The sequence below is a fragment of the Kaistella flava (ex Peng et al. 2021) genome (assembly GCF_015191005.1).
GTDB lineage: Bacteria > Bacteroidota > Bacteroidia > Flavobacteriales > Weeksellaceae > Kaistella > Kaistella flava.
Genome location: NZ_CP040442.1, coordinates 3,006,087 through 3,028,904 on the forward strand (window position 1 = coordinate 3,006,087; position 22,818 = coordinate 3,028,904).

A 22,818-nucleotide genomic window follows, 5' to 3' on the forward strand; every position below is an offset into this window, starting at 1 on the left:
TAAAATTAAAGAAAAGTGAAATTCACAAAAGAAATAAAAGCAGGACTTATAGCCATTTTAGCGATTATTGGATTCGTATTTTTATTCCAGTTTATGAAGGGAAAGAGTCTCTTCACTACAGATAATATTTTTTATGCGAAGTTTGATAATGTTGAAGGGTTGGCGGCTTCTAATCCCGTATCCATAAACGGTTTAAAAGTTGGACAGGTTGATAAAATCATTCCCGTTACTGAGAAAAATGGGCAAATACATTTTGTAGTAAAGGTAATTATTGATGATGATTTTCAGTTTTCTAAAAAATCAACTTTAGAGATTTTTGAACCGGGATTGATGTCTGGAAAAGAAATGCGACTCAATCTACAATACGGTAATCCAATGGCAAAAGATGGCGATACACTTTCCGGTAGCTTCCAACTTTCGATGATGAATAACATTTCATCTCAAGTGGGTCCCGTAAAAGATCAATTGCAGACCGTGTTAAAAAGAGTAGATTCTTTAACGAATAATGCTAATAAAATTTTCGATGATCAAAACCGTGCAGAAATTCGTGCTTTATTGAATAATTTAAATAAAACGGTTGCGGCTTTTGAAGGAACTTCAAAACAAACGAATGCTCTTTTGGCCAATAATGACCCGCGTATTCAGAAAGTGTTAGACAATGCTAATCTTGCGACTTTAAGTGCAAAATCTACAATTGATAAATATGGTAGAGTTGCAGATGAAGTTGATGTACAGAAATTGAATAATACCATCGATAAGCTAAGTCTTACTGCAGATAAATTGAACGGTATTATTACAGGCATACAAAACGGTGAAGGAAGTCTTGGTAAACTCACAAAAGATGAGCAACTTTACGATAATCTAAATCAGACTGCCGAAAATATGAATAAATTAGTAGAAGATTTAAAAGCAAATCCTAAGAGATATTTAAATTTCTCAGTTTTCGGAAAGAATAACAAAGACTAAAACCATTCAATATGCAGTATATTGACAATATTATTTTCTTCATCGCCCTTGTTGTAGGGTTCGGACTTTTTTTTAAAAGCTTGAAGGAAATCCACCGAAACATAAAGCTCGGTAAAGAAAGCAATCGCTCGGATCAAAAAGCAAAACGCTGGGAAACCATGTCGAAAGTCGCTCTTGGTCAAAGTAAAATGGGAAAGAGACCTATTGCTGGATTTTTTCATGTCATCGTTTATGTTGGATTTGTTATTATCAATATCGAGTTGCTCGAAATTATTGTTGATGGGATTTTCGGAACCCACCGATTTTTAGCAAGCATTTTCGGAAATTCATTATACGGAGCTTTCACCGCAACTTTAGAAGTTTTAGCGATTCTTGTTGTTATTGCCGTTGTCGTTTTCTTCATCAGAAGAAATTTCTACGGAGTTAAGCGTTTAACGATGAAAGAGCTTTTTGGTTGGCCAAAACATGATGCGAACTGGATTTTAATTATTGAGTTTGCTTTAATGGTTGCGTTCTTAACCATGAATGCTTCAGACTGGGTTTTACAACAAAGAGAAGTTCTGGCTGCTCACGGCAGTTTCCCAATTTCCTCCAATTTATTAGGTCCAATATTTCAGAACTTCGGTGATGGGACGTTAATTTATACTGAGAGAGGAGCGTGGTGGTTTCACTTTATGGGGATTCTATTCTTCATGAATTATCTTTATTATTCAAAACATCTTCATATTATATTAGCTTTTCCAAATACGTGGTTTGCTAATTTAGAACCGAAAGGAAAATTCAATAATTTAGATTCTGTTACTGCAGAAATTAAGTTAATGATGGATCCAAATGCTGATCCTTATGCAGCAGCGCCGGACGCAGATCCAAACGCCGTTCCTGAAAAATTTGGAGCAAGTGATATTTTTGATTTAAAGCAAGTTCAATTACTTAATGCTTATTCTTGTACGGAATGTGGACGTTGTACCGCAGTTTGTCCGGCAAATATTACTGGTAAGAAATTGTCTCCGCGTAAAATCATGATGGATACGCGTGACCGAATTGAAGAAGTTGGTAAGAACATTAATAAAAATGGAAAATTCGTAGATGACGGTAAAAAGTTATTAGATGATCATATTCAAAGAGAAGAACTTTGGGCTTGTACCACTTGTAATGCTTGTGTAGAAGCTTGTCCTATTCTGATTGATCCGCTTTCTATTATTGTTGAAATGCGTAGATTCCTAGTAATGGAGCAGTCTGCAGCGCCACAAGAACTCAATCAGATGATGACCAATATTGAAAATAATGCCGCGCCTTGGCAGTATAATCAAGCCGATCGCTTGAATTGGGCAAAAGAATAATTTAACAAAGTACAAATTTAACAATGTAACAATATTCTAAAATTGGTTAACTGTTACATTGATATATCGATAAATTAAATAATGGATTTCACTATAAAAACAATGGCAGAATATGCTGCCGAAGGAAAAATGCCAGAGGTTCTATTTTTTGTAGGATGTATGGGAAGTTTTGATGATCGTGCAAAAAAAGTTACCAAATCGTTATGTAAAATTTTACATAAAGTTGGGGTAGAGTTTGCGGTATTAGGTCAGGAAGAATCTTGTAATGGTGATCCTGCGAAGCGTGCCGGTAACGAGTTCATTTTCCAGATGATGGCGCATACCAATATCGAAATTATGAATGGATATGGCGTGAAGAAAATCGTAACCGCTTGTCCACATTGTTTTAATATTATCAAAAATGAATATCCGGGATTAGGTGGGAATTATGAAGTTCTTCACCACACTCAATTCCTTAGAAAATTAATGGAAGAAGGTCGTCTGAAAATTGAAGGCGGAACTTTCAAAGGAAAGAAAATCATCTTCCACGATCCATGTTATTTAGGTAGAGGAAACGGAGAATATGAAGCGCCAAGACAACTTCTACAAAAATTAGACGCCGAATTGGTTGAAATGAAACGTTGCAAATCCAACGGTTTATGTTGTGGAGCAGGTGGTGCACAAATGTTTAAAGAACCTGAAAAAGGCAATAAAGACATTAACGTTGAACGAACTGAAGAAGCTTTAAGCGAAAGTCCAAATATTATCGCAACAGGTTGTCCGTTCTGTAATACTATGATGACCGATGGCGTTAAACATTTCAATAACACTGAAGTTTCTGTAAAAGATATCGCAGAACTTTTAGCTGAAGCCGAAGATTTATAATGAATAAAAAGTTAGAGTATTTTTTAATTATCGCAGGTTTCCTGTTATTAATCTTAAACCTTTGGTCAGCAGATTTTGATCGTTCTAAAATAAATTTTTTTAGTGCAGGAGCAAGTCTCTTAATGGTAGTTTACGGAATTTTGAAATTAACAAAGAAGCAGAAAAATGAAAATTGAAGAATCAACAATAGTTGAAACCAACGATTATAGGGTAATTATTTATCCAGCCTCAAGAACTTTCACACCGAAAGAAAGTAAAGTAATTACGGAGAAATTATATGATTTTTTGGCAACTTGGGCTGCTCATGGAAAACCTCTTTCATCTTCTTTTAAAATTGAAAAAAATCAATTTATCATCGTATGTGTTGATGAAGATGTAGAAGCAGCATCTGGTTGTTCAATCGATGCGTTAGGAGGTGTAATGAGAGAAATCGATCAGGAATTCCAATTAGGTTTATTCGATCGAATGAAAGCAACTTTTGTTGAAAATGGTGAAGTTAAAACCATGAAATTGCAAGATTTCAGAAGCGGTTTAAAATCGGGTGAAATCTCAAAAGAAATTGAAGTTTATGACTTTTCTAAAAATACCTACGTTGCTTTTCTAAGCGATTTCCTTTTGCCTTTAAGAAGAAGTTGGGCTGGGATTTATGTAGATTGAAAATGTTTTTTTAAAATATTCGAAACCCTTTGAGTCTATACTTAAAGGGTTTTTTGTTGCTCTTAATTAAAACCGTATTTTTGTTTATTAAGTTAATAGATGCGCTACAAAATTCTTTTTATCTCCTCCTGGTTTCCAAATAAATTGGAGCCGACCAATGGTAATTTCGTACAGCGACATGCAGAAGCAGTTTCTCGTCTTCATGATGTAGAAGTTTTACATTCCATTGGAGATGCTACTCAAATAGAAACTTATCTCTTCGATGATAAAATCATTAATGGAATCAGAACATTAATTGTTTATTATAAAAATTCCAAGAATCCAGTTCTTAATTTTATTCGCCGAATAAAAGCTTATCAAATGGGTTTTTCGAGATTGCAGAAGCCGGATTTAGTTCATGCTAACGTTCTTCATAATTCGATGTTATTTGCGGTTTATCTAAAGAGAAAATTCAAAATTCCATTTGTAATTACCGAGCATTGGTCTGGCTTTCTGAAAATGAATCATAATCAACTTTCTAAATCTCAGATGTTCGTTGCTAAAATAATTGCGAATAATGCTGAATTTGTTTTACCCGTCAGTCAATATCTTTTAAATGATTTAATGGAATTAGATTGGAAAACTAAGTTTGATGTTGTTGGAAATGTCGTAGATACCCAATTGTTTAAATTAAAATCAACATCGGAAAATAAATCTTTTACTTTTTTACATATCTCTAATTTAATTCAACTCAAAAATCCAGAAAAGATTATTGTTGCTGCTTTGAAGTTGCGCACCGAATTTGATAATTTCGAATTGCATATTGGCGGTGATGGCGATGTTGAAAAATTAAATAAAATAGTCAAAGAGAATAAGGCAGAAAATTTCATTAAAACCTTTTCAATGTTGACTTTAAATGAAGTTGCTGAAAAAATGAGTGGCAGTGATTGCTTTATTTTGTTTAGTAATTATGAAAATTTTCCATGTGTATTATTAGAATCACTTTCTACCGGCACGCCAGCAATAGCGACTAAAGTTGGAGGGATTCCAGAAATTATTAATGATAAAAATGGAGTGCTTATCTCTAATTCTGAGGAGGAATTGTATCTAGCCATAAAAGCAGTTGTACAGAAAAAAGTGGAGTTTGCCGATTCTAATGATTTGCATCAATTTGTAGACGAAAATTTTTCGATTGAAATAATTTCGAAAAAATTTGATATAATTTATCAGCAGATTTTATCTTAAGAAAAGAAGATTTCTTAAAAAATTCCGTAATTTCAATTTTTTAAAATCGACCAGAAATTCTTTGTGTCAAAGTAGATATGATTAAAATAAAAACTGCAAATCAGAGATAATTTATTTAAAATAGGTGAAAAGTTTATATATTTTTGTGAGCGATTTTTTTAAGAATAAAGGGCATCATGTTTTTCTTTCATTGCTTATTGCTAAGATATGTGGTTTTCTGGGATCACTTTTCATTATAAGAATTCTACCTGAAAGTGAATTTGGAACGATAAGTATTGTTGCTTCTGTATTTTTTATTTTCATGTCTTTTAATGGTTTCGGTAGTCATCAAAGTTTATTGCGCTACGGTTCAATTATTCAAGATGATTGCGAAAAAAAGGTTCTTTCTAAGTATTTGTTCAGACAGGGATTTGTACATCAACTGCTTATCAGTGCGGCTTTTCTTCTTATTAGTGTTTTCTATATCAACAAGTATCAGGATGTTTTTTTTATTTTCGTTCTTTTTACTGTTCGCTTAGTAGGCTATTATTTTTTAAATCATATTCAAGCAGAATTTAGGGTTTTTGGTAATAATAGAGCTTTTGCAAAAGTTGGTAATGTTGTTAATATAGGCGGTGTTCTATTGTTATTACTTTTATCTTATTTTTTTGGATTGATTGGTTATCTTCTCGCTATCGCTTTAACTCCCTTTTTGTGCTTGTTGTGGTATAAGAAATACCATTTCGTAGCAATCGTTGATTCCATTAATTTTACCAAAAAAGAAATATGGAGTTTCGGTCTCCATGCAGCAGGAACTGCACTTCTTTCTGACGCCCTTTTCTCAGCAGACGTATTACTGTTAAGCTTTTTAATGAATGAAACTGCGGTTGCAAATTATAAGGTTGGTCTTTTAATACCTATTAATATTACTTTTTTGGCTTCTACATTTATGCAAAGCGATTATACGGTTTTAGCCAAGAATAGTAAGAGTAAACTTTTTTTGAAAAATTATATTGCTAATTATTATAAATTGTTTATTCCGATCTCATGCGTCATTGTAGTAATTGGTTATTTATTTAAAACTGAAATTTTGTCATTCTTTTTTAGCTCAAAGTATGCTGGAAATGAATCTATTTTCATGATTTTTTTAGCAACATTTTCTTTTAATATGCTTTTAAGAAATCTTTACGGGAATTTGCTTTCTGCCGTAGGAATGATGAAAATGAATACGGCTATTTCCTTGTTGAATTTGATAATGTTAGTGTCATTTGCGTTCATCTTCGTAAAGAAGTTTGGGATTGAAGGAATGGCGATTAGCTTATCATTAAGTTTAACGATTAGTGGATTTTTACTGCTGTTTTCGTTCTATCTTTATTGGAAAGATTTAAAATAATTTATCTTTGTAACAATGAAAAATTTGTTTTTTTTAACAATGGTGGCGTTTCTTACTTTCCTCGCTTGTAGAGGTGATGAAGAATCGGTGCAGAAAATAGATCAGGTTATCAATTTGTATATCGATTCTTTGGGTCAGGATATGTTGAATGTGAAATTGCCGGGATCTTATATTTCTTCCTCAATGAATGATGTTTACGGATTGACAGATAATGCTCCAATAACAGTTTCAATTAAAAAAGATGCAGACACCATTAGCTATATTGAATATCTTGCTGGTGCAAAAAGAATTGGAATTGATTCTTCAGGTAGTTCTAAAACCTACGAATCAAAAATTGCATTAAAGCTAACAAAGAAAGTGAATGATTCGAACCGAATTACTAATGATACGATGACGATTCAATATTTATCGACACCAGAAATTTTTCAGGTTTCCAAAATTTGGTATAATGGCGTACTTCAATTTACTAAAGTTGAAGGTCAACCGAATACGGTGAAAATCGTGAAATAATCACTAAATTTGCACTTCATTCTTCAGCTTTTACGAAGAAATTTACAGAAATACACATTAATTAGAATATGTTACAAGTTCAGTTTTTGCGCGAAAATAAAGAACGCGTTTTAGAAGGTTTAAATAAAAGAAATTTCAAACAAACAGAATTAGTCGATGAGGCGGTTTCTGTTGATGATGAAAGAAAAAAATTGCAGTTCGACCTCGATGAGAATTTGGCGGGAATGAATAAAATTTCCAAAGAAATCGGAATTTTAATGAAGGAAGGGAAGAAGGAAGAAGCTGAAGCTGCAAAATCTAAAACGGCAGAATTCAAAGTAAATTCTCAAGATCTTCAACAAAAATTAAAAGTTGCAGAGGCCAGACTTTTAGAAATATTATATTCAATTCCTAATATTCCTTACGAGAAAGTGGTAGCTGGAATTGGAGCAGATGATAATGAAATTATTTATCAATCTCATGATGTAGAAGGTTTAGGCGAAGGAGCGATTCCGCATTGGGAATTGGCTAAAAAATATAATTTGATTGACTTTGAATTAGGAGTTAAAATTGCTGGTGCTGGTTTCCCTGTTTATTTGGGTAAAGGAGCAAGATTGCAACGTGCCTTAGTTCAGTATTTTTTAGATAAAAATGTTGATGCTGGTTATATGGAAGTGAATCCTCCACACGTGGTGAATGAAGCTTCTGGTTATGGAACTGGGCAATTGCCGGATAAAGAAGGGCAGATGTATTATATCAATGAAGATAATTTATACCTGATTCCTACCGCTGAAATTCCGGTGACGAATATTTATCGTGATGTTATTTTAGATGAAAAAGAATTGCCAGTGATGAATACTGCTTTTTCACAATGCTACAGAAGAGAAGCAGGAAGTTACGGTGCTCATGTAAGAGGTTTGAATAGATTACATCAATTCGAAAAAGTAGAGATTGTTCGTATCGAGAAGCCAGAAAATTCTTACGCAGCTTTAGAAGGAATGGTAGAACATGTGAAATCTATTTTAGAAGATCTGGAATTGCCTTTTAGAATTCTAAGATTGTGTGGAGGTGACACTGGTTTTGCGGCAGCAATGACTTATGATTTCGAAGTGTGGAGTGCTGCACAAGAAATGTGGTTAGAGGTTTCTTCAGTTTCTAATTTTGAAACTTTCCAGGCAACTCGTTTGAAATGCAGATATAAGAAAGATGGTAAGACGCAATTGGTTCATACTTTAAATGGTTCTGCAATGGCTTTACCAAGAATTATGGCAGCGCTTTTAGAAAACAATCAAAATGAGCACGGAATTAAACTTCCAGCGAAAGTTGCAGAATATGCGAAATTTGATTTAATTAGTTAAGAAAAGTAATTGCTTTGTAATATAGAAAACCACCGATATTTCGGTGGTTTTTTTAATAGTGAAAAATTTACTGAAGATATTTTGTTATCTAATTCTTTTAATTAAGTTTTAAAAAAGGAAAGTAAAATTGGTTTTAATGACAAGTTTCGTGGTTTCCTTTTAAATGAGCGGGAGAATCGTTGTGAATGACTTGCATTGCTTCCTTTTTCGGAGAAACATAAGGGATTCCAACTTCCAGTCCGCGGAGAATAAATAGTCCGCCTAAAATGATCATCATGACAGGCACGAATTTCAGAATCTTAATACGGAATGCAGTGGTCATTAAATTTCCTACGAGTACTACCATAAACATAAATGGAAGTGTTCCTAAACCAAAAACTCCCATGAATAATGCACTTTGCCAAATTCCACCTGAAGCTAAACTTGCGGTTAATGCCATATAAACCATTCCGCAGGGTAGAAGACCATTGAGCAATCCTGTGGCAAATCTCGATCTGTAATCTGCTTTTTGAAGCAGTTTAGATAAGTTTAATTTTACCTTTAATAATGATGAAGTTAAAAAAGGAATTTTCGACGCGAAGTCTTTGCCACCGAAAGAAAAAACAGCCATTACTATTAAAAGAATTCCAACGCCGATGGTTAGGTATTGTTGAAATCCAACCATCTGAAAACCTTGTCCAATGATTCCTAAAATAGCACCTAAAATAGAGTAGGTTATAATCCTTCCAAATTGATAAGTCAAATTTTGGAGGTAATAATTGGTCGCTTGCTTTTTAGTTAAACCTAATGATAATGCAATTGGACCACACATCCCGATACAGTGAAAGCCAGAGGCAAACCCTAATCCGAGTGCAGAAATTACTAAAGCTATTTCCATAACACATCATAATCTACCTGATATGGTTTTTTATCATGAGACCATTTTATTTTAAGTGTGTAAGGACCTTTTGAGATTACTTGTTTTGGGACAAGAATTTCATTGTTTGCGTCTAAATTGATTTCTTTTTTTACGTCAAGATTTGCATCATCGGTACGGAAAAGTTCAAATTTTACATTTTTATTTTCGGGTGCGATTGCCGCTGGGAAAGTAATTTTCATTCCTTCTGCAAGTTCCTGATATTTTGGGATTTCAGTTAGCTGTTCTGCATTTCTCTTAGCATCGATGACTTGTTGGTAAACCAATTCGTCACCATAATAATCATTTGAAACAAGTTCTGAAGTTTGCTGGCCATAAGTAAAGCCAAAAACCATAAACAATATAAATGCGATAAATGAGCCTAATGCGATAACTACGCCGTGTGCCCACGTTAATTTTTTAAACATAATTTTTATTAGAATTGAATTTTAAATGGTCCTTCGAAACTGGTCTCGAAAGAGTCGAGCATTTTACCTGATGGATCATAAACGCCGATTTTCACTTTTTGTTTCGACAGTTTTATTTCATTTTCCGGGAAACTTAAGTTGACGGTACCTTTTGTTATTTGATCTTTTTTAAGAATAATTTTTTCTTCACCACTTAATTTAATTTTACCGTGTTGCGGCTCGATTACTTTAATGGTTACCAGCTGATCTTTGGTAGATTTATTTAGGAAAGTATAGTTGTAAATATTGGTGATATTACCGTCTCTTACAAAATAAGTAGATCCTGCCGGTTTGATGAATTTCGCTTCTACTACACCTCTGTTGCTTAGTAAGAATCCTAAGAATCCTACCATTAACAGCAAAACAGCAGAATATGCTTTCATTCTGTTTGTAAATTTAAAAGGAATTTCTTTTTCAATCTCATCTTCAGTCGCATATCGGATAAGACCTTTTGGAAGTCCAACCTTTACCATCACTTCGTCACAAGCGTCGATACAAGCCGTACAGTTCACACATTCTAATTGTTGACCATCTCTAATGTCAATTCCAGTTGGGCAAACAACTACACATTGGTTACAATCGATACAATCCCCTTTTCCTTCTGCAGTTCGATCTTCACCTTTTCTCCATTTTGATCGGTTTTCCCCTCTTTTAAAATCGTAATAAACATTGATCGTTTGTTTGTCAATTAAAACTCCCTGCAATCTTCCGTAGGGACAAACCAATGTACAAACCTGTTCTCTAAACCAAGCAAAGGTAAAATAGAACGCTGCCGTAAAAATAATCATGACCATGAAACTTGAGAAGTTCATGAAAGGACCTTGCTCCATGATATGAAATACTTCTTTATATCCAACGATGTACATATACATCCAGTGGGTAATAATTAATGAAATTATCAGGAAGACGAAATATTTTAAAGCACGCTTCCAGATTTTTTCTGCGTCCCATTCTTGTCTTTCTAATTTCATCTGCTTATTACGGTCACCTTCGATTAAGTAATCCACTTTTCTAAATATCATTTCAAGGAAAATAGTTTGCGGGCAAATCCAGCCACAAAATATTCTACCGAAAACGACCGTAAAGAGAATGATGAATATTATCGAAGTAATTGCGCCTAAAGCAAGAATAAAGAAATCTTGTGGGAAGAACGGCTGACCCAGAATGAAAAACTGTCGGTCAAGAATATTGATGAGTAGAAATGGATTTCCATTAATCTTAATAAACGGAATAGCAAAGAATAAAGCAAGTAGGAAAACACTTACTATCGTTCTGTAATTGGTGAATTTACCAGAAGGCTTCTTAGGAAAAACCCACCTCCGCTTACCAGACTGTTCCATGGTTCCCACGGAATCTCTAAAAGTTTCTGCTTCGACTACCTGACCTTGTCCGCCTCTATAATTTTGATCTTCTGACATTTCTTTTTTAAATTAAAAAAAACATAATCCGTTACCTTTATTTGATTAAAGATAACGAATTATGTTTTCATAGTAATTTTTTTTTAGTTCTTATTTTTCCCAGTTAGCAGGTGTTCCTTGCGGAGCTGCCCCACCTTCTGCCACTGTAATTGGTGGTTGTTCTTGGTTGATATGGTAAACATAAGCTGCAACATTCTGAATGTCGAAACCAGTTAATACACCATTCTTTCCCCAAGCTTGCATTGCAGTTCCGGCAACTCCGTTTTCTACAATGTGGAATACATTTTTAAATAATGTTTTTTCCGGTTGGTTAATCCAAGTGTTATCAGTTAAGTTTGGACCAATTCCACCTCTACCTCCTGCATTGTGACAAGATACACAGTTTGTTTTGAATACTTCTTCACCTGCTGCAATATTATCCGGAGAATAAACTGCATTATCTATTGTTGGAGGTGGAGTGTTTTTAACATACTCCGCGATACTTGCTGTCTGCGCTTTATATTCTGCATCATACTCTACATATTGATGTGCAAAATCTGTAGTGAAATATGAAATCATATAAACGACACAGTATGCAACTCCGAAATAGAATAGACCCAACCACCATTTTGGTAATTGATTATCTAATTCCATAATTCCATCGAAACCGTGGTCGATAAGAATATCTTTCTCTTCGGTTGAACTTTGTTTTTTAAACGCACTTAAATATAGCGCTTTGAAGTATGGTACTTTCTTAGATTCTATATATTCACTTCTTTCTACGTCAGTCAATTTTTTGAATTGATCGTTTTCAATCAAGTCTCCAATTGCATGATGAATCATAGCAAGAATGATACTGATCACTACCGTACCCCAAAAATAGGGAGAAGATAGGAATGTTGTTTCTTGTATAAACATGAAATATACAACCAGTAAAATCACAAGTATTACAGCGATGTTTACATAGACGGGGGTTCTTTGTCTCATAATAGTTTAATTTTTTAAATTAAAGATCTTTATCTTCAATATCATCATCTAAAGGTGCATTTGCTTCTTTATCGTAATGCTTTTTCGGCCTTGAAAAAACATAAAAGATAATACCCACAAAGAAAATTAAAAATAATATCATTGATAATGTCTGGTAGAAACCAACATTCTCGCCGTTTGATAAAATGTCTTTTACGCTTTGAGGTATCATTTGAGCTCCTTTTTAAATGAATTATTTTGTACTGGCGGTTTGAATTTCAGTTGTTTTGATATCGGTTCCAAGTCTTTGCAAATAAGCAATCAGGGCGATAATCTCTTTCTTCTCTAATGGAACAAAGTTCGCACCGTCTGCTTTTTTCTTAGCCGCATATGCTTCTTTCACGTCAGCTGCTTCTGAGAAGATATCTTTTACAATAGCTGCTGCCTGGTTATCAGCCCATGAATCTGCAGAATCAACTTGAGCTTTAGTGTAAGGTACATCAAATGTATTCTTCATCAACTCAATTTTTGCAACCATTTGGCTTCTGTCAAGATCTCTTGCGATTAACCATGGGTAACGTGGCATAATTGATCCGGCTGAAGTTACTCTTGGGTTCAACATATGTTTGTAGTGCCAAGAACTTGGGTTTTTACCACCTTCTCTATGTAAATCCGGTCCGGTTCTTTTCGAGCCCCAAAGGAACGGTCTGTCGTAGATAAATTCACCAGCTTTTGAATATTGACCGTTTTTACCGTTGAATCGTACAACTTCATCACGGAAAGGTCTGATCATCTGCGTGTGACAAGCGTTACAACCTTCTCTGATATATAAATCTCTACCTTCTAATTCTAATGGTGAATATGGTTTCACCGCTGCAATAGTTGGTACATTTTCTTTAATTAATAAAGTCGGTACAATCTCTACAAAACCTCCAATTGCTACTGCAACAAAAGATAATACGGTAAGAAGTGTCGGCATACGCTCGATCCAAAGGTGAAGTCCTTCTCCTTCTTTTCTTTGGTTGGAGATTTTTGCTAATGCAGGAGCTTCTGCAGGTACATTCTTTTGGAATGATCCGCTTCTAACTGTTGCAATAACGTTTACACACATTAAGATAGCTCCGGAGATATAGAATAATCCACCTACGAATCTCATTTCGTAATAAGGAATAATTGCTGTTACCGTATCTAACCAGTTTTTGTATAATAATGTTCCGTCTGGATTAAATTGTTTCCACATTAATCCTTGCGTAAATCCAGCAATGTATAAAGGAACCGCGTAGAAAATAATTCCTAAAGTTCCTAGCCAGAAGTGCCAGTTTGCTAATTTTACAGACCAGATTTTGGTTCTCCACATGATTGGGATTAGATAATAAATCATTCCGAAAGTCATGAAACCATTCCATCCTAGTGCTCCAATATGAACGTGACCAATAACCCAATCGGTATAGTGACCAATTTTATTTAAAGTTTTTGTAGCTAAAATTGGACCTTCGAAAGTTGCCATACCATAACAAGTAATTGCAACAACAAAGAATTTAAGAATCGGGTTTTCCCTCACTTTATCCCATGCTCCACGAAGGGTTAATAAACCATTCAGCATTCCTCCCCAAGATGGTGCAATCAACATAATTGAGAATCCTGTTGCTAAAGCTTGTGCCCAACCTGGGATTGCAGTATACTGCAAGTGGTGAGGACCAGCCCAGATATAAACGAAGATCAATGACCAGAAGTGAATAATCGATAGTTTATAAGAGAAAATAGGTCTGTCTGCTGCTTTAGGTAAGAAGTAATACATTAATCCTAATACCGGCGTTGTTAGTACAAATGCTACTGCATTGTGACCATACCACCATTGTACCAAGGCATCTTTAACTCCTGCATAAGCGGAATAAGATTTCCATCCTGTAAATGATAAAGGAACTTCTAAGTTATTGAAAATATGAAGCATTGCAATCGCAACCCATGTTCCTAGGTAAAACCAAATGGCAACATATAGGTGACGAACTCTTCTTTTGATAATCGTAGCGAACATATTAACCCCGAAAACAAGCCAAATCACTAAAATGATAATGTCAATTGGCCATTCGTGTTCTGCATATTCTTTTGAGGTATTGATCCCCATTAAGAAAGTAATAACTACCGCTACAATCATAAATTGCCATCCCCAGAAGTGAATCCAAGAAAGCGTATCGCTATACATTCTTGTTTTAAGTAGTCTTTGCATAGAGTAATATGCTCCTGCAAAGAAACCATTACAAACGAATGCAAAAATTACCGCACTGGTATGCAGCATTCTGATACGGCCAAAACCAAGAGCACCGTGGCTATTGATAAGTCCTTGTAGATTTCCACTTTGCAAACTAACAATAGTTGCATCATCCGTCCCAAAAAAATATTCTGGAAGCTCTGGGTAGAATAACATTAATGCTGCCGTAAGTCCTAATAAAAATCCAACAATACCAAATACTATTGTTGCATAAAGGAAGGCGCGCACAATGTTATTGTCATAACTAAACTTCTGTGTTTCCATATATACTAATCACTTTTTTCTTCTGTTCGTTTATCTAACTTCTCTTTTGATTCTGCTTCTTTAGAAACTGGTGAATCTTCTTTTATAATTTCTGAATCCAGCAATATTCGAACTGCTGGTGATTCATCATCCTCAAACTGGCCATTTCTTGCACTTATTATAAAAATGATCAAGAAAATTACAGCTAAAGAGACACTGCAAAGAATCATTAAATATAATATATCCATATCATTTGCAAATTTAGTTTTTAACCGGTTCAAATTTACTTAAAAATTATGATATTCATCATTAAATGTTAAATATCGTTAATTTAAAATATTTCTAAATAACTGACCGCAATAGGTTTACTGATTGATTTTGAAATATTTAGCCGACCGAACCCAAGTCGCGACAGAAGTAAAGATCACCACGCTTATCGAACTGATTGGCATTAATATAGCCGCTACCAGTGGAGATAAATGTCCCGTAACAGCCACCGAGACCCCAATTACATTGTAAAATAAACTGATTGCAAAAGTGAATTTCACAATTTTCACCGCATCTTTCGATAAATCAAAATATTTTTTAAGCTCATTTATTCGATCTCCCGCCATAATTACATCTGATGACGGAGTGAACGAATGCGTGTCATCTGCCACTGCAATTCCGACGTTACTTTGTTTTAAAGCTCCTGCATCATTTAATCCATCACCAAGCATTGCTACTTTTTTCTTACCGTCATCCTGAAGGATTTTGATAAAATTTAATTTGTCTTCTGGACTTTGATTAAACTTCATTTTCTCCACATTCGGAACCAGGCTTTTCAGCGAGCTTTCTTCCGAAGAATTATCACCACTTAAGATATTAATATGATAACCATTTAATTCCGAAAACATGTCAGACATGTTATTACGATATTCATTGGTGAAAATATATTTACCTAAAAACTGATCGTCTCTTGAAATATAAACAGCCGTTTCGAGGTTTTTTGAAGTTTGTCCGATAAAAGTTGCCGAGCCGATTTTATAGGTTTTCCCTCTCACTTCACCAATATATCCTTTTCCTGGAGTTTCTACGAAATGTTCGATTGGGAAATATTCTTCTTCAATTTCTAAGAAATGATACAAGCTTTTCGATAAAGGATGATTGGAATTCTTTAATAAACTCTTCAGATTCTTTAAATCAAATTCAGGAATTTCTTCTCCTTCAAAAATGATATTTGCTTTTTTATTATGTGTAATCGTTCCCGTTTTATCGAAAACAAGCGTGTCGATTTTCGCTAATTTCTCAATCGTTAAAGTGTCTTTTACATAGAACTTGTTTCGACCCATAATCCTCATAATATGTCCTAAAGTAAATGGTGCAGAAAGTGCCAAAGCACACGGACAAGCCACAATCAAAATCGCAGCAACCACTTGGAACATTTTTTCAAAATCATGTTGTCCCCAATAAATTCCGGCAATCAGCGTAATCCCCAGAATGATAAAAGTAAAATATTTACTGAGGTCGTTGGTCATCGTATCGAGTCCTGTTTCGAATTTCTTAAAGGCTTCTTTATTCCAAAGTTGAGTCAGGTAACTTTGATCAACATTTTTAATGACTTCTAATTCCAGAATAGAACCAATTTGTTTTCCGCCCGCAAAGATTTTATCGCCCGCTTTTTTCGGGATCGAAGCGCTTTCTCCAGTAATGAAACTATTGTCAATGTTTCCTTCCCCTTGAATTAAAATAGCATCAACTGGAATAATCTCCTGATTACGAACCATAATTCGGTCACCAATTTTCAGCTCATTCAATAAAATATTTTGCTGTTTCCCCTCGAAATCAACTTTCGTAACGGCAATAGGATAGAAGGATTTATAATCTCGGTCGTAAGATAAAGCGTTGTAAGTTCTTTTCTGAAAGAGTTTTCCCATTAACATGAAAAACAAAAGTCCGCATAAAGTGTCAAAATATCCTGGACCATAATCAGTTACGACTTCATAAATACTTCTTCCATAAAGCATCAAAACTCCCAAAACAATCGGAACATCGATGTTCACGATTTTATTTTTTAGACCAAACCATGCAGATTTAAAATAATCTGAAGCAGAATAAAAAACAACAGGTGTCGCTAAAAGAAACATGATGAATCGGAACATGTTTTTGTAAGTGTCCATCCAATAATCGGTAGTTCCCATTACTTGTTCCGCGTATTCCGGATAAGAGAAAAACATTCCATTACCGAAAGCAAATCCAGCGATTGCTAATTTTATAACTAAAGTTTTATCGAAAGTTTCTTCTTTTTTATCGGCAGTTTCCAGATTGATGACTGGCTTATATCCAAGATTCGTCAGGAACTTAGCGAGCTCACTAAGTTTTAGTTCATTATGATTAAAGGAAATCTGAACATTCTTTCTGGTAAAATTTACCTGAGAGTAATTAATGTTCTTATTTAAAGTTTGTAAACTTTCTAACAGCCAAATACATGATGAACAGTGAATGACCGGAATTTTGAAAGTAACTAAAGAAGTGTTGCCTTCTGAGAAATCGGTTACTTTCGTAAAAACTTCGGGTGTATCTAAATAATCGAATTGCGAAGTGTTATCGTCGTTTGGTCGAATTCCAGAACTCTTATTCAGTTCATAGAAATTTCCCAAATCATTCATATTTAGGATTTCGTACACCGATTTACATCCGTTACAGCAAAAGGATTTTTCATCGAAGTTAATACGCTCTTTATCTATGGTTTGCCCACAGTGAAAACAGTTTTCTGACAATTTATTTAAAGTTGGAGGCACAAAATTATGATAAATATATTTGTGTTAGGGTTTTAAATACGCTATTTTTGCTGATAAATGTCATGCAATTATGTCTTTAGAGAAACAAGCCCTGATCGAAGAGAATTTACAGAAATTATTTAACGATGAATCTTTCAAAGAAATGCTTTCTGCAGAAGATTATGAAAAATATATTTCTGCCAAACAAATTTTAAAATTTAATAAAGGCGGAATTATTTTCGAAGATGGAGAAGTGCCCAACGGTGTTTATTTCTTGAACAAAGGTACTGCCAAATTATCTAAACAAGGAGTTTACGGAAAAGATCAAATTCTTAGATTTATTAAAGAAGGAGATTTAATAGGTTATCGTTCTTTACTTTGTGGTGAGGATTTTCAGGCGAAAGCGGAAGCAATGACTGAAGTCGAAGCTACGTTTTTACCTTCTGGTCTTTTTCTTCAAATGTTAGAAGTAGCACCGAAATTTTCATTTGTAATGTTACAGAAAATCGCCTTTGAATTAGGCGAGTCTTCTAATACCGTAACATTTTTAGCACAAAAAACAGTTCGTGAAAGATTAGCAGAAATCCTGCTTTTATTGGAACAAAAATTAGGAACAGATCCTGAAGGATTTATCAAGATTTCTTTAACCAGAGAAGAAATTGCCAACATCATCGGAACCGCTACAGAAAGTGCAATCCGTTTGATTTCTGAGTTCAAACAAGATAAATTGATTGAAGTTGAAGGTAGAAATATTAAAATCCTAAACCACGAGAAACTAATTAGACTAGGTCACGTTATTATTTAGTAGAAGAAGTTTTACTTATTTTAGCGCTGATTTTATTTCTATATAACGTTCTTATACAACCAACACCCCTTTATTATGTCTGTACATTCAGAAATAAAAAAAATCACCACCGAGACTTTGCGAAAAATGAAATTCGACAAAGAGAAAATCACCATGCTTACTGCATACGATTTCACGACTGCAAAAATGGTGGATGCAGGAGGAATTGACGCAATCCTAATCGGAGATTCTGCTGCCAACGTTATGGCGGGACACGAAACTACGCTTCCAATTACTTTAGATCAAATGATTTATCATACGCAATGTGTGGTTCGCGGTGTAGATCGTGCGTTGATCGTTGCCGATTTACCTTTTGGTTCTTATCAAAGTAATTCTGAAAAAGCTTTGGAATCTGCAGTAAGAATGATGAAAGAAGGCGGTGCACATTCAGTGAAAATTGAAGGTGGAAAAGAAATAGAAAAATCGATTACCAAAATTATCAATGCCGGAATTCCTGTAATGGGACATTTGGGTTTAACGCCACAATCGATTTACCAGTTCGGAACTTATAAAGTGAGAGCGAAAGAAGATTCAGAAGCTGAGAAATTAATGAGCGATGCGAAGTTACTTGAAGAATTAGGATGCTTTGCTTTGGTTTTAGAAAAGATTCCAGCTGAGCTTGCAAAAAGAGTTTCTGAAAGTATTTCTATTCCAACAATTGGAATTGGAGCAGGTGCAGGTTGCGACGGACAAGTTCTTGTTTATCACGATATGGTTGGAATGAACCAAGGTTTCTCACCAAAATTTTTAAGAAGATATTTAGATTTATACACCGAAATTACTGGAGCAGTTTCCAGTTTTGTGAAAGATGTAAAAACCGGGGATTTCCCTAATGAAAACGAAAGTTATTAATGAAAACAAACACGGCAACTATTCAAGGAATTTTATCGATCGGAGCATTAGTCTGCATCCTGGTCGGATTTTTTAATCTCCTTTCACCAGAAATCAATGACTTTCTGTATCAGAAATTATTTTACATTTTAATCGGCGCCAGTTTCTTTGTACAGGCACCAACTTTGACCAATAAAAACTTCTTGTATCCAATGTATGCCGCAGCAGGACTTTGTATCATTGGAGCTTTTATTCCAGTTGATTCGCAATTCTCTGCGATGAAAACAGTCGGTCTTTTTGCCGGAGTTTTAATGTCGATTTTCAGCAGACCAAGAGTACCGAGAGAACAATAATTCATCTTCGTATAATTCAATAAAAAAAGGACTAATGCAATTGCGTTAGTCCTTTTTCTATAGTTGAGGAAATTTAGTAATTCCCTGTTTTAATAATGTTTTCAAAATAATTAGTAAGCAATGTTCTGTCTTCTTTCGAAAGATTGGCATCCGGATGTTGAGCCACATAACCTGGCATTGGCATCGTATATATTTTTAAAGAATTGACGGTCATATTGAGCATATTCTTTTTTAAATCGCGGTTGAAAGTTCCCCATTCAGAAAGATTAAGATACTTTTTCCCTTTGTTGACGTGATGTTTAACAGACCAGGAAAACGGTGCGACGTAAGCGTATTTCGGATAAATCGTTTCGTTAGAATGGCAGTCATAACAAGCGTTTCTTAAGAGTTTCTCCACGTTTTTTGGAGTTTTATAAACCTTGACGAAATCTACTTTCGGATCTACAGGTTTGTTGGTTCTATCAATTGGAATAAACTGGATTACTGAAATAACAATCAGAAACCAGTAAAGAATATTTAAAAAAGTTTTCATTTAGGGTTGGCTGTATTTAAATGTTCTTTGGTTTTAGTGCTTTTTGGCTTTTCAATATCTTTTGAATTTTCAACATTTTCTGTTTGTTTATTTAAAAGATCCCAAGTTTCACGAATTTCCCAAAGTGGTCTTACTTCTATTTTTTTATTGAAAATATAAACAGGTTCGGCAAAAATGTTATCTGCAAAATCTGCGGAATCCCAAATGCCATTTTCGTTTTCATCAACTAAAATTCGCAGATCATATTTTCCTGGTTTTATAGATTTGAAATTAATCTGCTTTTCAATTCCATATTTTGAATAGGCAACTGTTCCGCTTTCGTTGATTAATTCAATCCAGAATTTCTGCGTTGGTGCATTTTCCAAAGTCACCAATAAATCTCCATAGTTTTCAATTTTATCAGCTTCGAACTCGAAGCGATACGATTTTTTAATAGTTTCATAAAAAGAAGAAACGGTTTCCTTTGGAATTGTTAATGCGTATTTTTTACCTTCTTTAAAGTTCGATTTAATATGAATTTCAAAAGGATTTTTTTCAGAAATTTCTGCGGTGAATTCCTGTTTAATACTATCAGAAACCAACGACCATTTTTCAGGCTGAATTTTATCAACGAAATAATTAGACTTAATTACAAAGTCCTGTTGTGGCGATAATAAATTCCCTCGGTTATTGGCAATCGACATTTCATTCTTCGCATTTAAACGGTAGAAAAGCGAAACGCTGTCTTTTTTAACGCCATTATCATAACTGAATTTCAGATTTTCATTGCTGGTAATTCCTATATTTTGCGCAGTCGCATCAAACCAGATCATCGCAGAATCTGATTTTCGTGAATGAGTCACTTTGTAATCTTTCAGTTTTTCATTTAACGGAATAATTTTCACGTTCTCAGGATTTCCTTCAAAAGTCATTAAAACTCCTCCTGGAACTTCTTTCATTTCCAGATATTTCACTGCTTTTCTTGAAGGGTAAAGATTAATGTTTAAGCCAGAAATACTTTTATCTAAAGTAATTGGGTCTTTTAAGAAACCCACTTTTTCTTTTCCAATATCGTAAACTGAATTTGAATTGCTGTCTTCAAAAGCTAAAACTCGGTATTTTCCTGGCGCTAAGTAATTAAGTTCAAAGTATCCATCAGGATCTGCTTTTGTAATATAGTAAGGCTTCTGGCGGTAATCCATCGAATCCTTTACCTGATAAAGTCCAACGACCAAACTTCCTTCTTCTGTTTTTTTATCTTTTTCATTAAAGATGCTTTTCAACTCTCCGCTGATATAAAGACTGTCGATTTTTGGTCCCGTAGAAAAAGCGAAATTATAATACCCAAGAGGGTTTCCTTCATTATTATCTACAATGGCATTTCCGAAATTAAAGTTATAAGTGGTATTTTCCTTTAAAGTATCAGCCCATTTAATCAACAAAAATTTATTTCCCATTCCAGATGGAAGAATCTTGGTGATTTGTTTTAAAGGCGGCGAAATAATCAATTGCTTGTTGATGTCTTTCAGTGTAATATATTCATCAAAATCAATTCGAAGTTCCCGAATATCCCGCGGAACATTAACTCTGGGGCTATCGATATTGCTTCCAGTTACTCGTGGTGGAATGGTGTCTTTTGAACCTCCAACCGGCGAACCGACTCGTGCACAAGAAGCTAATAGAAAACTGATGAAAACCAGAAAGAAGAATCTTTTCATGAAAAGCATTTGTGCAAAATTAAGAAATTTATTCACTGTAACTGTCATTCGCTTGATTCTGTTTCAGTGTGTCGGTTTCGTTCAGCATTTTTTGAATTTTTTCTCTCTCAGCTGGTAGGTTTTCAAATATTCCCGATAACGCCAAAGCTGAGTAAACACGATTCGAATATTTATTCCCAATGGCGATAATCGTTACTTTAGATTTTAACAAATGAGCGAATACCGAATTCGTTCCGTGCCACCAACCATTATGGTAAGTGAGTTTTTCATGATCGTTAAAAATTTTCATTCTAAATCCTAATCCATAATTATTAACGCCAGGTCTTTCATTGCTGTAAGGTTCAAAAATCATGTCCTTTAAATGGGCTGGGAGAAAATCCTTTGAATAAAGTGCTTTTGAGAAATTTAATAAATTTCTTGGTGTCGTATAAACATTTTTATCACCGTAAATTAAATCAAGTCGATCGTAAGGATAAACTTTCGGACCACGTTGGTAAAAAGATTTTGCTGCCGTTAAAGTATCTTTTTCCTGAAAGATATAGGAGTGTTTCATTTTTAAAGGACTAAAAATCATTTGATTCATCGCGTCAGGAAAAGATTTCCCCGTCACTTTTTCGATGATTAAAGCCAGCAATGCATAATTGGTATTGCAATACATAAAACCTGTGTCAGTATTACGCGCAAGTTCTGGTTTGTATTCAATCAATAAATTTAAAACATCTTGATTCGTCAAATATTTCTTTGACATCTCCGGCGGTGCAGGTTTTATTTTTTCACTGAAGTGTTCGTATTTCGGCAAACCGCTTCTTTGACTTAAAAGCGTGAAAACTGTTACTTGCGGATAAGGAAATTTCGGGAAATATTTAGTCAGTGGATCATCCAGTTTAATTTTGCCAGCTTCCACTAATTTCAATGTTGCCATTGCAGTCAGCGTTTTGGAAACTGATGCTACATGCAAAGCTACGGTATCATTAATGGGTTCTTGCTTGTTGGCCTGAGCAAAGCCGCGGTAGTTTTCATAAAGAATTTCGTCACCTTTCGCAACGATAAATCCACCCCACAAATCACCTTTCTCCCAAACATTTTTATAATATCGATTAAGCACAGAGACAATAGAATCTTTGTTTTGTAACTTGCTGTCTTTGCTATTAAAAACATCGTCTAAATTAACATTTCCGTAATTGGGTAAAGAGGTTTTTGCGATTTCTTCAACCGTGTTTTCTTTTTTGCAAGAAAATAAAAGAATCGTAAATAAAACGAGTAAAAAGAAGGATTTTGAAAATTTCATTAAAAAG

At 34.5% G+C, this 22,818-nt stretch carries 22 protein-coding genes; 11 read left to right on the plus strand and 11 right to left on the minus strand.

Annotation, left to right across the window (positions count from 1 at the left end; translation table 11 throughout):
- Positions 1–15: 15 nt before the first annotated feature.
- From Q73A0000_RS13505 to serS, 8 genes are all read left to right on the plus strand, one after another.
- Positions 16–966: an MlaD family protein gene (locus Q73A0000_RS13505; protein WP_193811460.1), complete on the plus strand. Its 951-nt coding sequence runs from the start codon at positions 16–18 to the stop codon at positions 964–966.
- A gap of 11 nt (positions 967–977) precedes the next feature.
- On the plus strand, positions 978–2,306 hold the full coding sequence (locus Q73A0000_RS13510) for a (Fe-S)-binding protein (protein WP_193811461.1): 1,329 nt from the start codon (positions 978–980) through the stop codon (positions 2,304–2,306).
- Between the two features lie 81 nt (positions 2,307–2,387).
- Positions 2,388–3,170, plus strand: a complete 783-nt coding sequence (locus Q73A0000_RS13515; RefSeq protein WP_193811462.1) for a (Fe-S)-binding protein — start codon at positions 2,388–2,390, stop codon at positions 3,168–3,170.
- Positions 3,171–3,335: 165 nt separating this feature from the next.
- Positions 3,336–3,827 carry a hypothetical protein gene (locus Q73A0000_RS13520; protein ID WP_193811463.1) on the plus strand — a complete coding sequence of 164 codons (492 nt, stop codon included), beginning with the start codon at positions 3,336–3,338 and terminating at the stop codon, positions 3,825–3,827.
- Between the two features lie 99 nt (positions 3,828–3,926).
- Complete coding sequence (locus Q73A0000_RS13525; protein ID WP_193811464.1) at positions 3,927–5,051, plus strand: glycosyltransferase; 1,125 nt, start codon at positions 3,927–3,929, stop codon at positions 5,049–5,051.
- 145 nt (positions 5,052–5,196) lie between these two features.
- Entirely contained in the window at positions 5,197–6,423 is a 1,227-nt protein-coding gene (locus Q73A0000_RS13530) for an oligosaccharide flippase family protein (protein ID WP_193811465.1), read from the plus strand.
- Between the two features lie 15 nt (positions 6,424–6,438).
- Positions 6,439–6,933: a hypothetical protein gene (locus Q73A0000_RS13535; RefSeq protein WP_193811466.1), complete on the plus strand. Its 495-nt coding sequence runs from the start codon at positions 6,439–6,441 to the stop codon at positions 6,931–6,933.
- Between the two features lie 68 nt (positions 6,934–7,001).
- A complete protein-coding gene (gene serS, locus Q73A0000_RS13540) occupies positions 7,002–8,270 on the plus strand; it encodes a serine--tRNA ligase (protein WP_193811467.1) in 1,269 nt (422 codons plus the stop codon).
- A gap of 133 nt (positions 8,271–8,403) precedes the next feature.
- On the opposite strand, the gene Q73A0000_RS13545 is transcribed toward serS, so the two are convergent.
- From Q73A0000_RS13545 to Q73A0000_RS13580, 8 genes are all read right to left on the minus strand, one after another.
- The gene (locus Q73A0000_RS13545; protein WP_193811468.1) at positions 8,404–9,147 is read right to left on the minus strand and encodes a sulfite exporter TauE/SafE family protein; all 744 of its coding nucleotides are present in this window, start codon (positions 9,145–9,147) and stop codon (positions 8,404–8,406) included.
- Positions 9,138–9,593, minus strand: coding sequence for a FixH family protein (locus Q73A0000_RS13550; protein ID WP_193811469.1), 456 nt, complete (start codon positions 9,591–9,593; stop codon positions 9,138–9,140). Before Q73A0000_RS13550 ends, Q73A0000_RS13545 begins: the two co-directional genes overlap by 10 nt.
- Positions 9,594–9,601: 8 nt before the next feature.
- A complete protein-coding gene (gene ccoG / locus Q73A0000_RS13555; RefSeq protein ID WP_193811470.1) occupies positions 9,602–11,050 on the minus strand; it encodes a cytochrome c oxidase accessory protein CcoG in 1,449 nt (482 codons plus the stop codon).
- 90 nt (positions 11,051–11,140) lie between these two features.
- Positions 11,141–12,016 carry a c-type cytochrome gene (locus tag Q73A0000_RS13560; protein ID WP_193811471.1) on the minus strand — a complete coding sequence of 292 codons (876 nt, stop codon included), beginning with the start codon at positions 12,014–12,016 and terminating at the stop codon, positions 11,141–11,143.
- A 19-nt stretch (positions 12,017–12,035) separates the two neighbouring features.
- Positions 12,036–12,227, minus strand: coding sequence for a cbb3-type cytochrome oxidase subunit 3 (locus Q73A0000_RS13565; protein ID WP_193811472.1), 192 nt, complete (start codon positions 12,225–12,227; stop codon positions 12,036–12,038).
- A 21-nt stretch (positions 12,228–12,248) separates the two neighbouring features.
- Entirely contained in the window at positions 12,249–14,528 is a 2,280-nt protein-coding gene (ccoN, locus tag Q73A0000_RS13570) for a cytochrome-c oxidase, cbb3-type subunit I (protein WP_193811473.1), read from the minus strand.
- A gap of 5 nt (positions 14,529–14,533) precedes the next feature.
- Entirely contained in the window at positions 14,534–14,755 is a 222-nt protein-coding gene (ccoS, locus tag Q73A0000_RS13575; RefSeq protein ID WP_193811474.1) for a cbb3-type cytochrome oxidase assembly protein CcoS, read from the minus strand.
- 117 nt (positions 14,756–14,872) lie between these two features.
- Positions 14,873–17,266: a heavy metal translocating P-type ATPase gene (locus Q73A0000_RS13580; RefSeq protein WP_193811475.1), complete on the minus strand. Its 2,394-nt coding sequence runs from the start codon at positions 17,264–17,266 to the stop codon at positions 14,873–14,875.
- Positions 17,267–17,357: 91 nt separating this feature from the next.
- On the opposite strand from Q73A0000_RS13580, the gene Q73A0000_RS13585 reads away from it, so the two are divergent.
- The 3 genes from Q73A0000_RS13585 to Q73A0000_RS13595 all read left to right on the plus strand — a co-directional run bounded on the left by Q73A0000_RS13585 (position 17,358) and on the right by Q73A0000_RS13595 (position 19,294).
- Entirely contained in the window at positions 17,358–18,071 is a 714-nt protein-coding gene (locus Q73A0000_RS13585) for a Crp/Fnr family transcriptional regulator (protein ID WP_193811476.1), read from the plus strand.
- A 75-nt stretch (positions 18,072–18,146) separates the two neighbouring features.
- On the plus strand, positions 18,147–18,962 hold the full coding sequence (panB, locus tag Q73A0000_RS13590) for a 3-methyl-2-oxobutanoate hydroxymethyltransferase (protein WP_193811477.1): 816 nt from the start codon (positions 18,147–18,149) through the stop codon (positions 18,960–18,962).
- Positions 18,962–19,294 (plus strand): hypothetical protein, encoded by a 333-nt coding sequence (locus Q73A0000_RS13595; protein ID WP_193811478.1) that lies wholly within the window; start codon positions 18,962–18,964, stop codon positions 19,292–19,294. Before panB ends, Q73A0000_RS13595 begins: the two co-directional genes overlap by 1 nt.
- A gap of 73 nt (positions 19,295–19,367) precedes the next feature.
- Here Q73A0000_RS13595 and Q73A0000_RS13600 read toward each other — a convergent pair whose 3' ends face one another.
- The 3 genes from Q73A0000_RS13600 to Q73A0000_RS13610 are packed head-to-tail and all read right to left on the minus strand — an operon-like array spanning position 19,368 to position 22,811.
- Positions 19,368–19,826, minus strand: coding sequence for a heme-binding domain-containing protein (locus tag Q73A0000_RS13600; protein ID WP_193811479.1), 459 nt, complete (start codon positions 19,824–19,826; stop codon positions 19,368–19,370).
- The gene (locus tag Q73A0000_RS13605) at positions 19,823–21,523 is read right to left on the minus strand and encodes an Ig-like domain-containing domain (protein WP_193811480.1); all 1,701 of its coding nucleotides are present in this window, start codon (positions 21,521–21,523) and stop codon (positions 19,823–19,825) included. The genes Q73A0000_RS13600 and Q73A0000_RS13605 overlap by 4 nt, the downstream gene beginning before the upstream one ends.
- 28 nt (positions 21,524–21,551) lie before the next feature.
- Positions 21,552–22,811: a serine hydrolase domain-containing protein gene (locus tag Q73A0000_RS13610; protein ID WP_193811481.1), complete on the minus strand. Its 1,260-nt coding sequence runs from the start codon at positions 22,809–22,811 to the stop codon at positions 21,552–21,554.
- Positions 22,812–22,818: the final 7 nt, after the last annotated feature.

Coding starts and splice junctions, on each gene's coding strand:
- Q73A0000_RS13510 (WP_193811461.1), top strand. CDS start 978: ATGCAGTATATTGACAATATTATTTTCTTCATCGCCCTTGTTGTAGGG.
- Q73A0000_RS13515 (WP_193811462.1), top strand. CDS start 2,388: ATGGATTTCACTATAAAAACAATGGCAGAATATGCTGCCGAAGGAAAA.
- Q73A0000_RS13520 (WP_193811463.1), top strand. CDS start 3,336: ATGAAAATTGAAGAATCAACAATAGTTGAAACCAACGATTATAGGGTA.
- Q73A0000_RS13525 (WP_193811464.1), top strand. CDS start 3,927: ATGCGCTACAAAATTCTTTTTATCTCCTCCTGGTTTCCAAATAAATTG.
- Q73A0000_RS13535 (WP_193811466.1), top strand. CDS start 6,439: ATGAAAAATTTGTTTTTTTTAACAATGGTGGCGTTTCTTACTTTCCTC.
- serS (WP_193811467.1), top strand. CDS start 7,002: ATGTTACAAGTTCAGTTTTTGCGCGAAAATAAAGAACGCGTTTTAGAA.
- Q73A0000_RS13545 (WP_193811468.1), bottom strand. CDS start 9,147: ATGGAAATAGCTTTAGTAATTTCTGCACTCGGATTAGGGTTTGCCTCT.
- Q73A0000_RS13550 (WP_193811469.1), bottom strand. CDS start 9,593: ATGTTTAAAAAATTAACGTGGGCACACGGCGTAGTTATCGCATTAGGC.
- ccoG (WP_193811470.1), bottom strand. CDS start 11,050: ATGTCAGAAGATCAAAATTATAGAGGCGGACAAGGTCAGGTAGTCGAA.
- Q73A0000_RS13560 (WP_193811471.1), bottom strand. CDS start 12,016: ATGAGACAAAGAACCCCCGTCTATGTAAACATCGCTGTAATACTTGTG.
- Q73A0000_RS13565 (WP_193811472.1), bottom strand. CDS start 12,227: ATGATACCTCAAAGCGTAAAAGACATTTTATCAAACGGCGAGAATGTT.
- ccoN (WP_193811473.1), bottom strand. CDS start 14,528: ATGGAAACACAGAAGTTTAGTTATGACAATAACATTGTGCGCGCCTTC.
- ccoS (WP_193811474.1), bottom strand. CDS start 14,755: ATGGATATATTATATTTAATGATTCTTTGCAGTGTCTCTTTAGCTGTA.
- Q73A0000_RS13585 (WP_193811476.1), top strand. CDS start 17,358: ATGTCTTTAGAGAAACAAGCCCTGATCGAAGAGAATTTACAGAAATTA.
- panB (WP_193811477.1), top strand. CDS start 18,147: ATGTCTGTACATTCAGAAATAAAAAAAATCACCACCGAGACTTTGCGA.
- Q73A0000_RS13595 (WP_193811478.1), top strand. CDS start 18,962: ATGAAAACAAACACGGCAACTATTCAAGGAATTTTATCGATCGGAGCA.
- Q73A0000_RS13600 (WP_193811479.1), bottom strand. CDS start 19,826: ATGAAAACTTTTTTAAATATTCTTTACTGGTTTCTGATTGTTATTTCA.
- Q73A0000_RS13605 (WP_193811480.1), bottom strand. CDS start 21,523: ATGAAAAGATTCTTCTTTCTGGTTTTCATCAGTTTTCTATTAGCTTCT.
- Q73A0000_RS13610 (WP_193811481.1), bottom strand. CDS start 22,811: ATGAAATTTTCAAAATCCTTCTTTTTACTCGTTTTATTTACGATTCTT.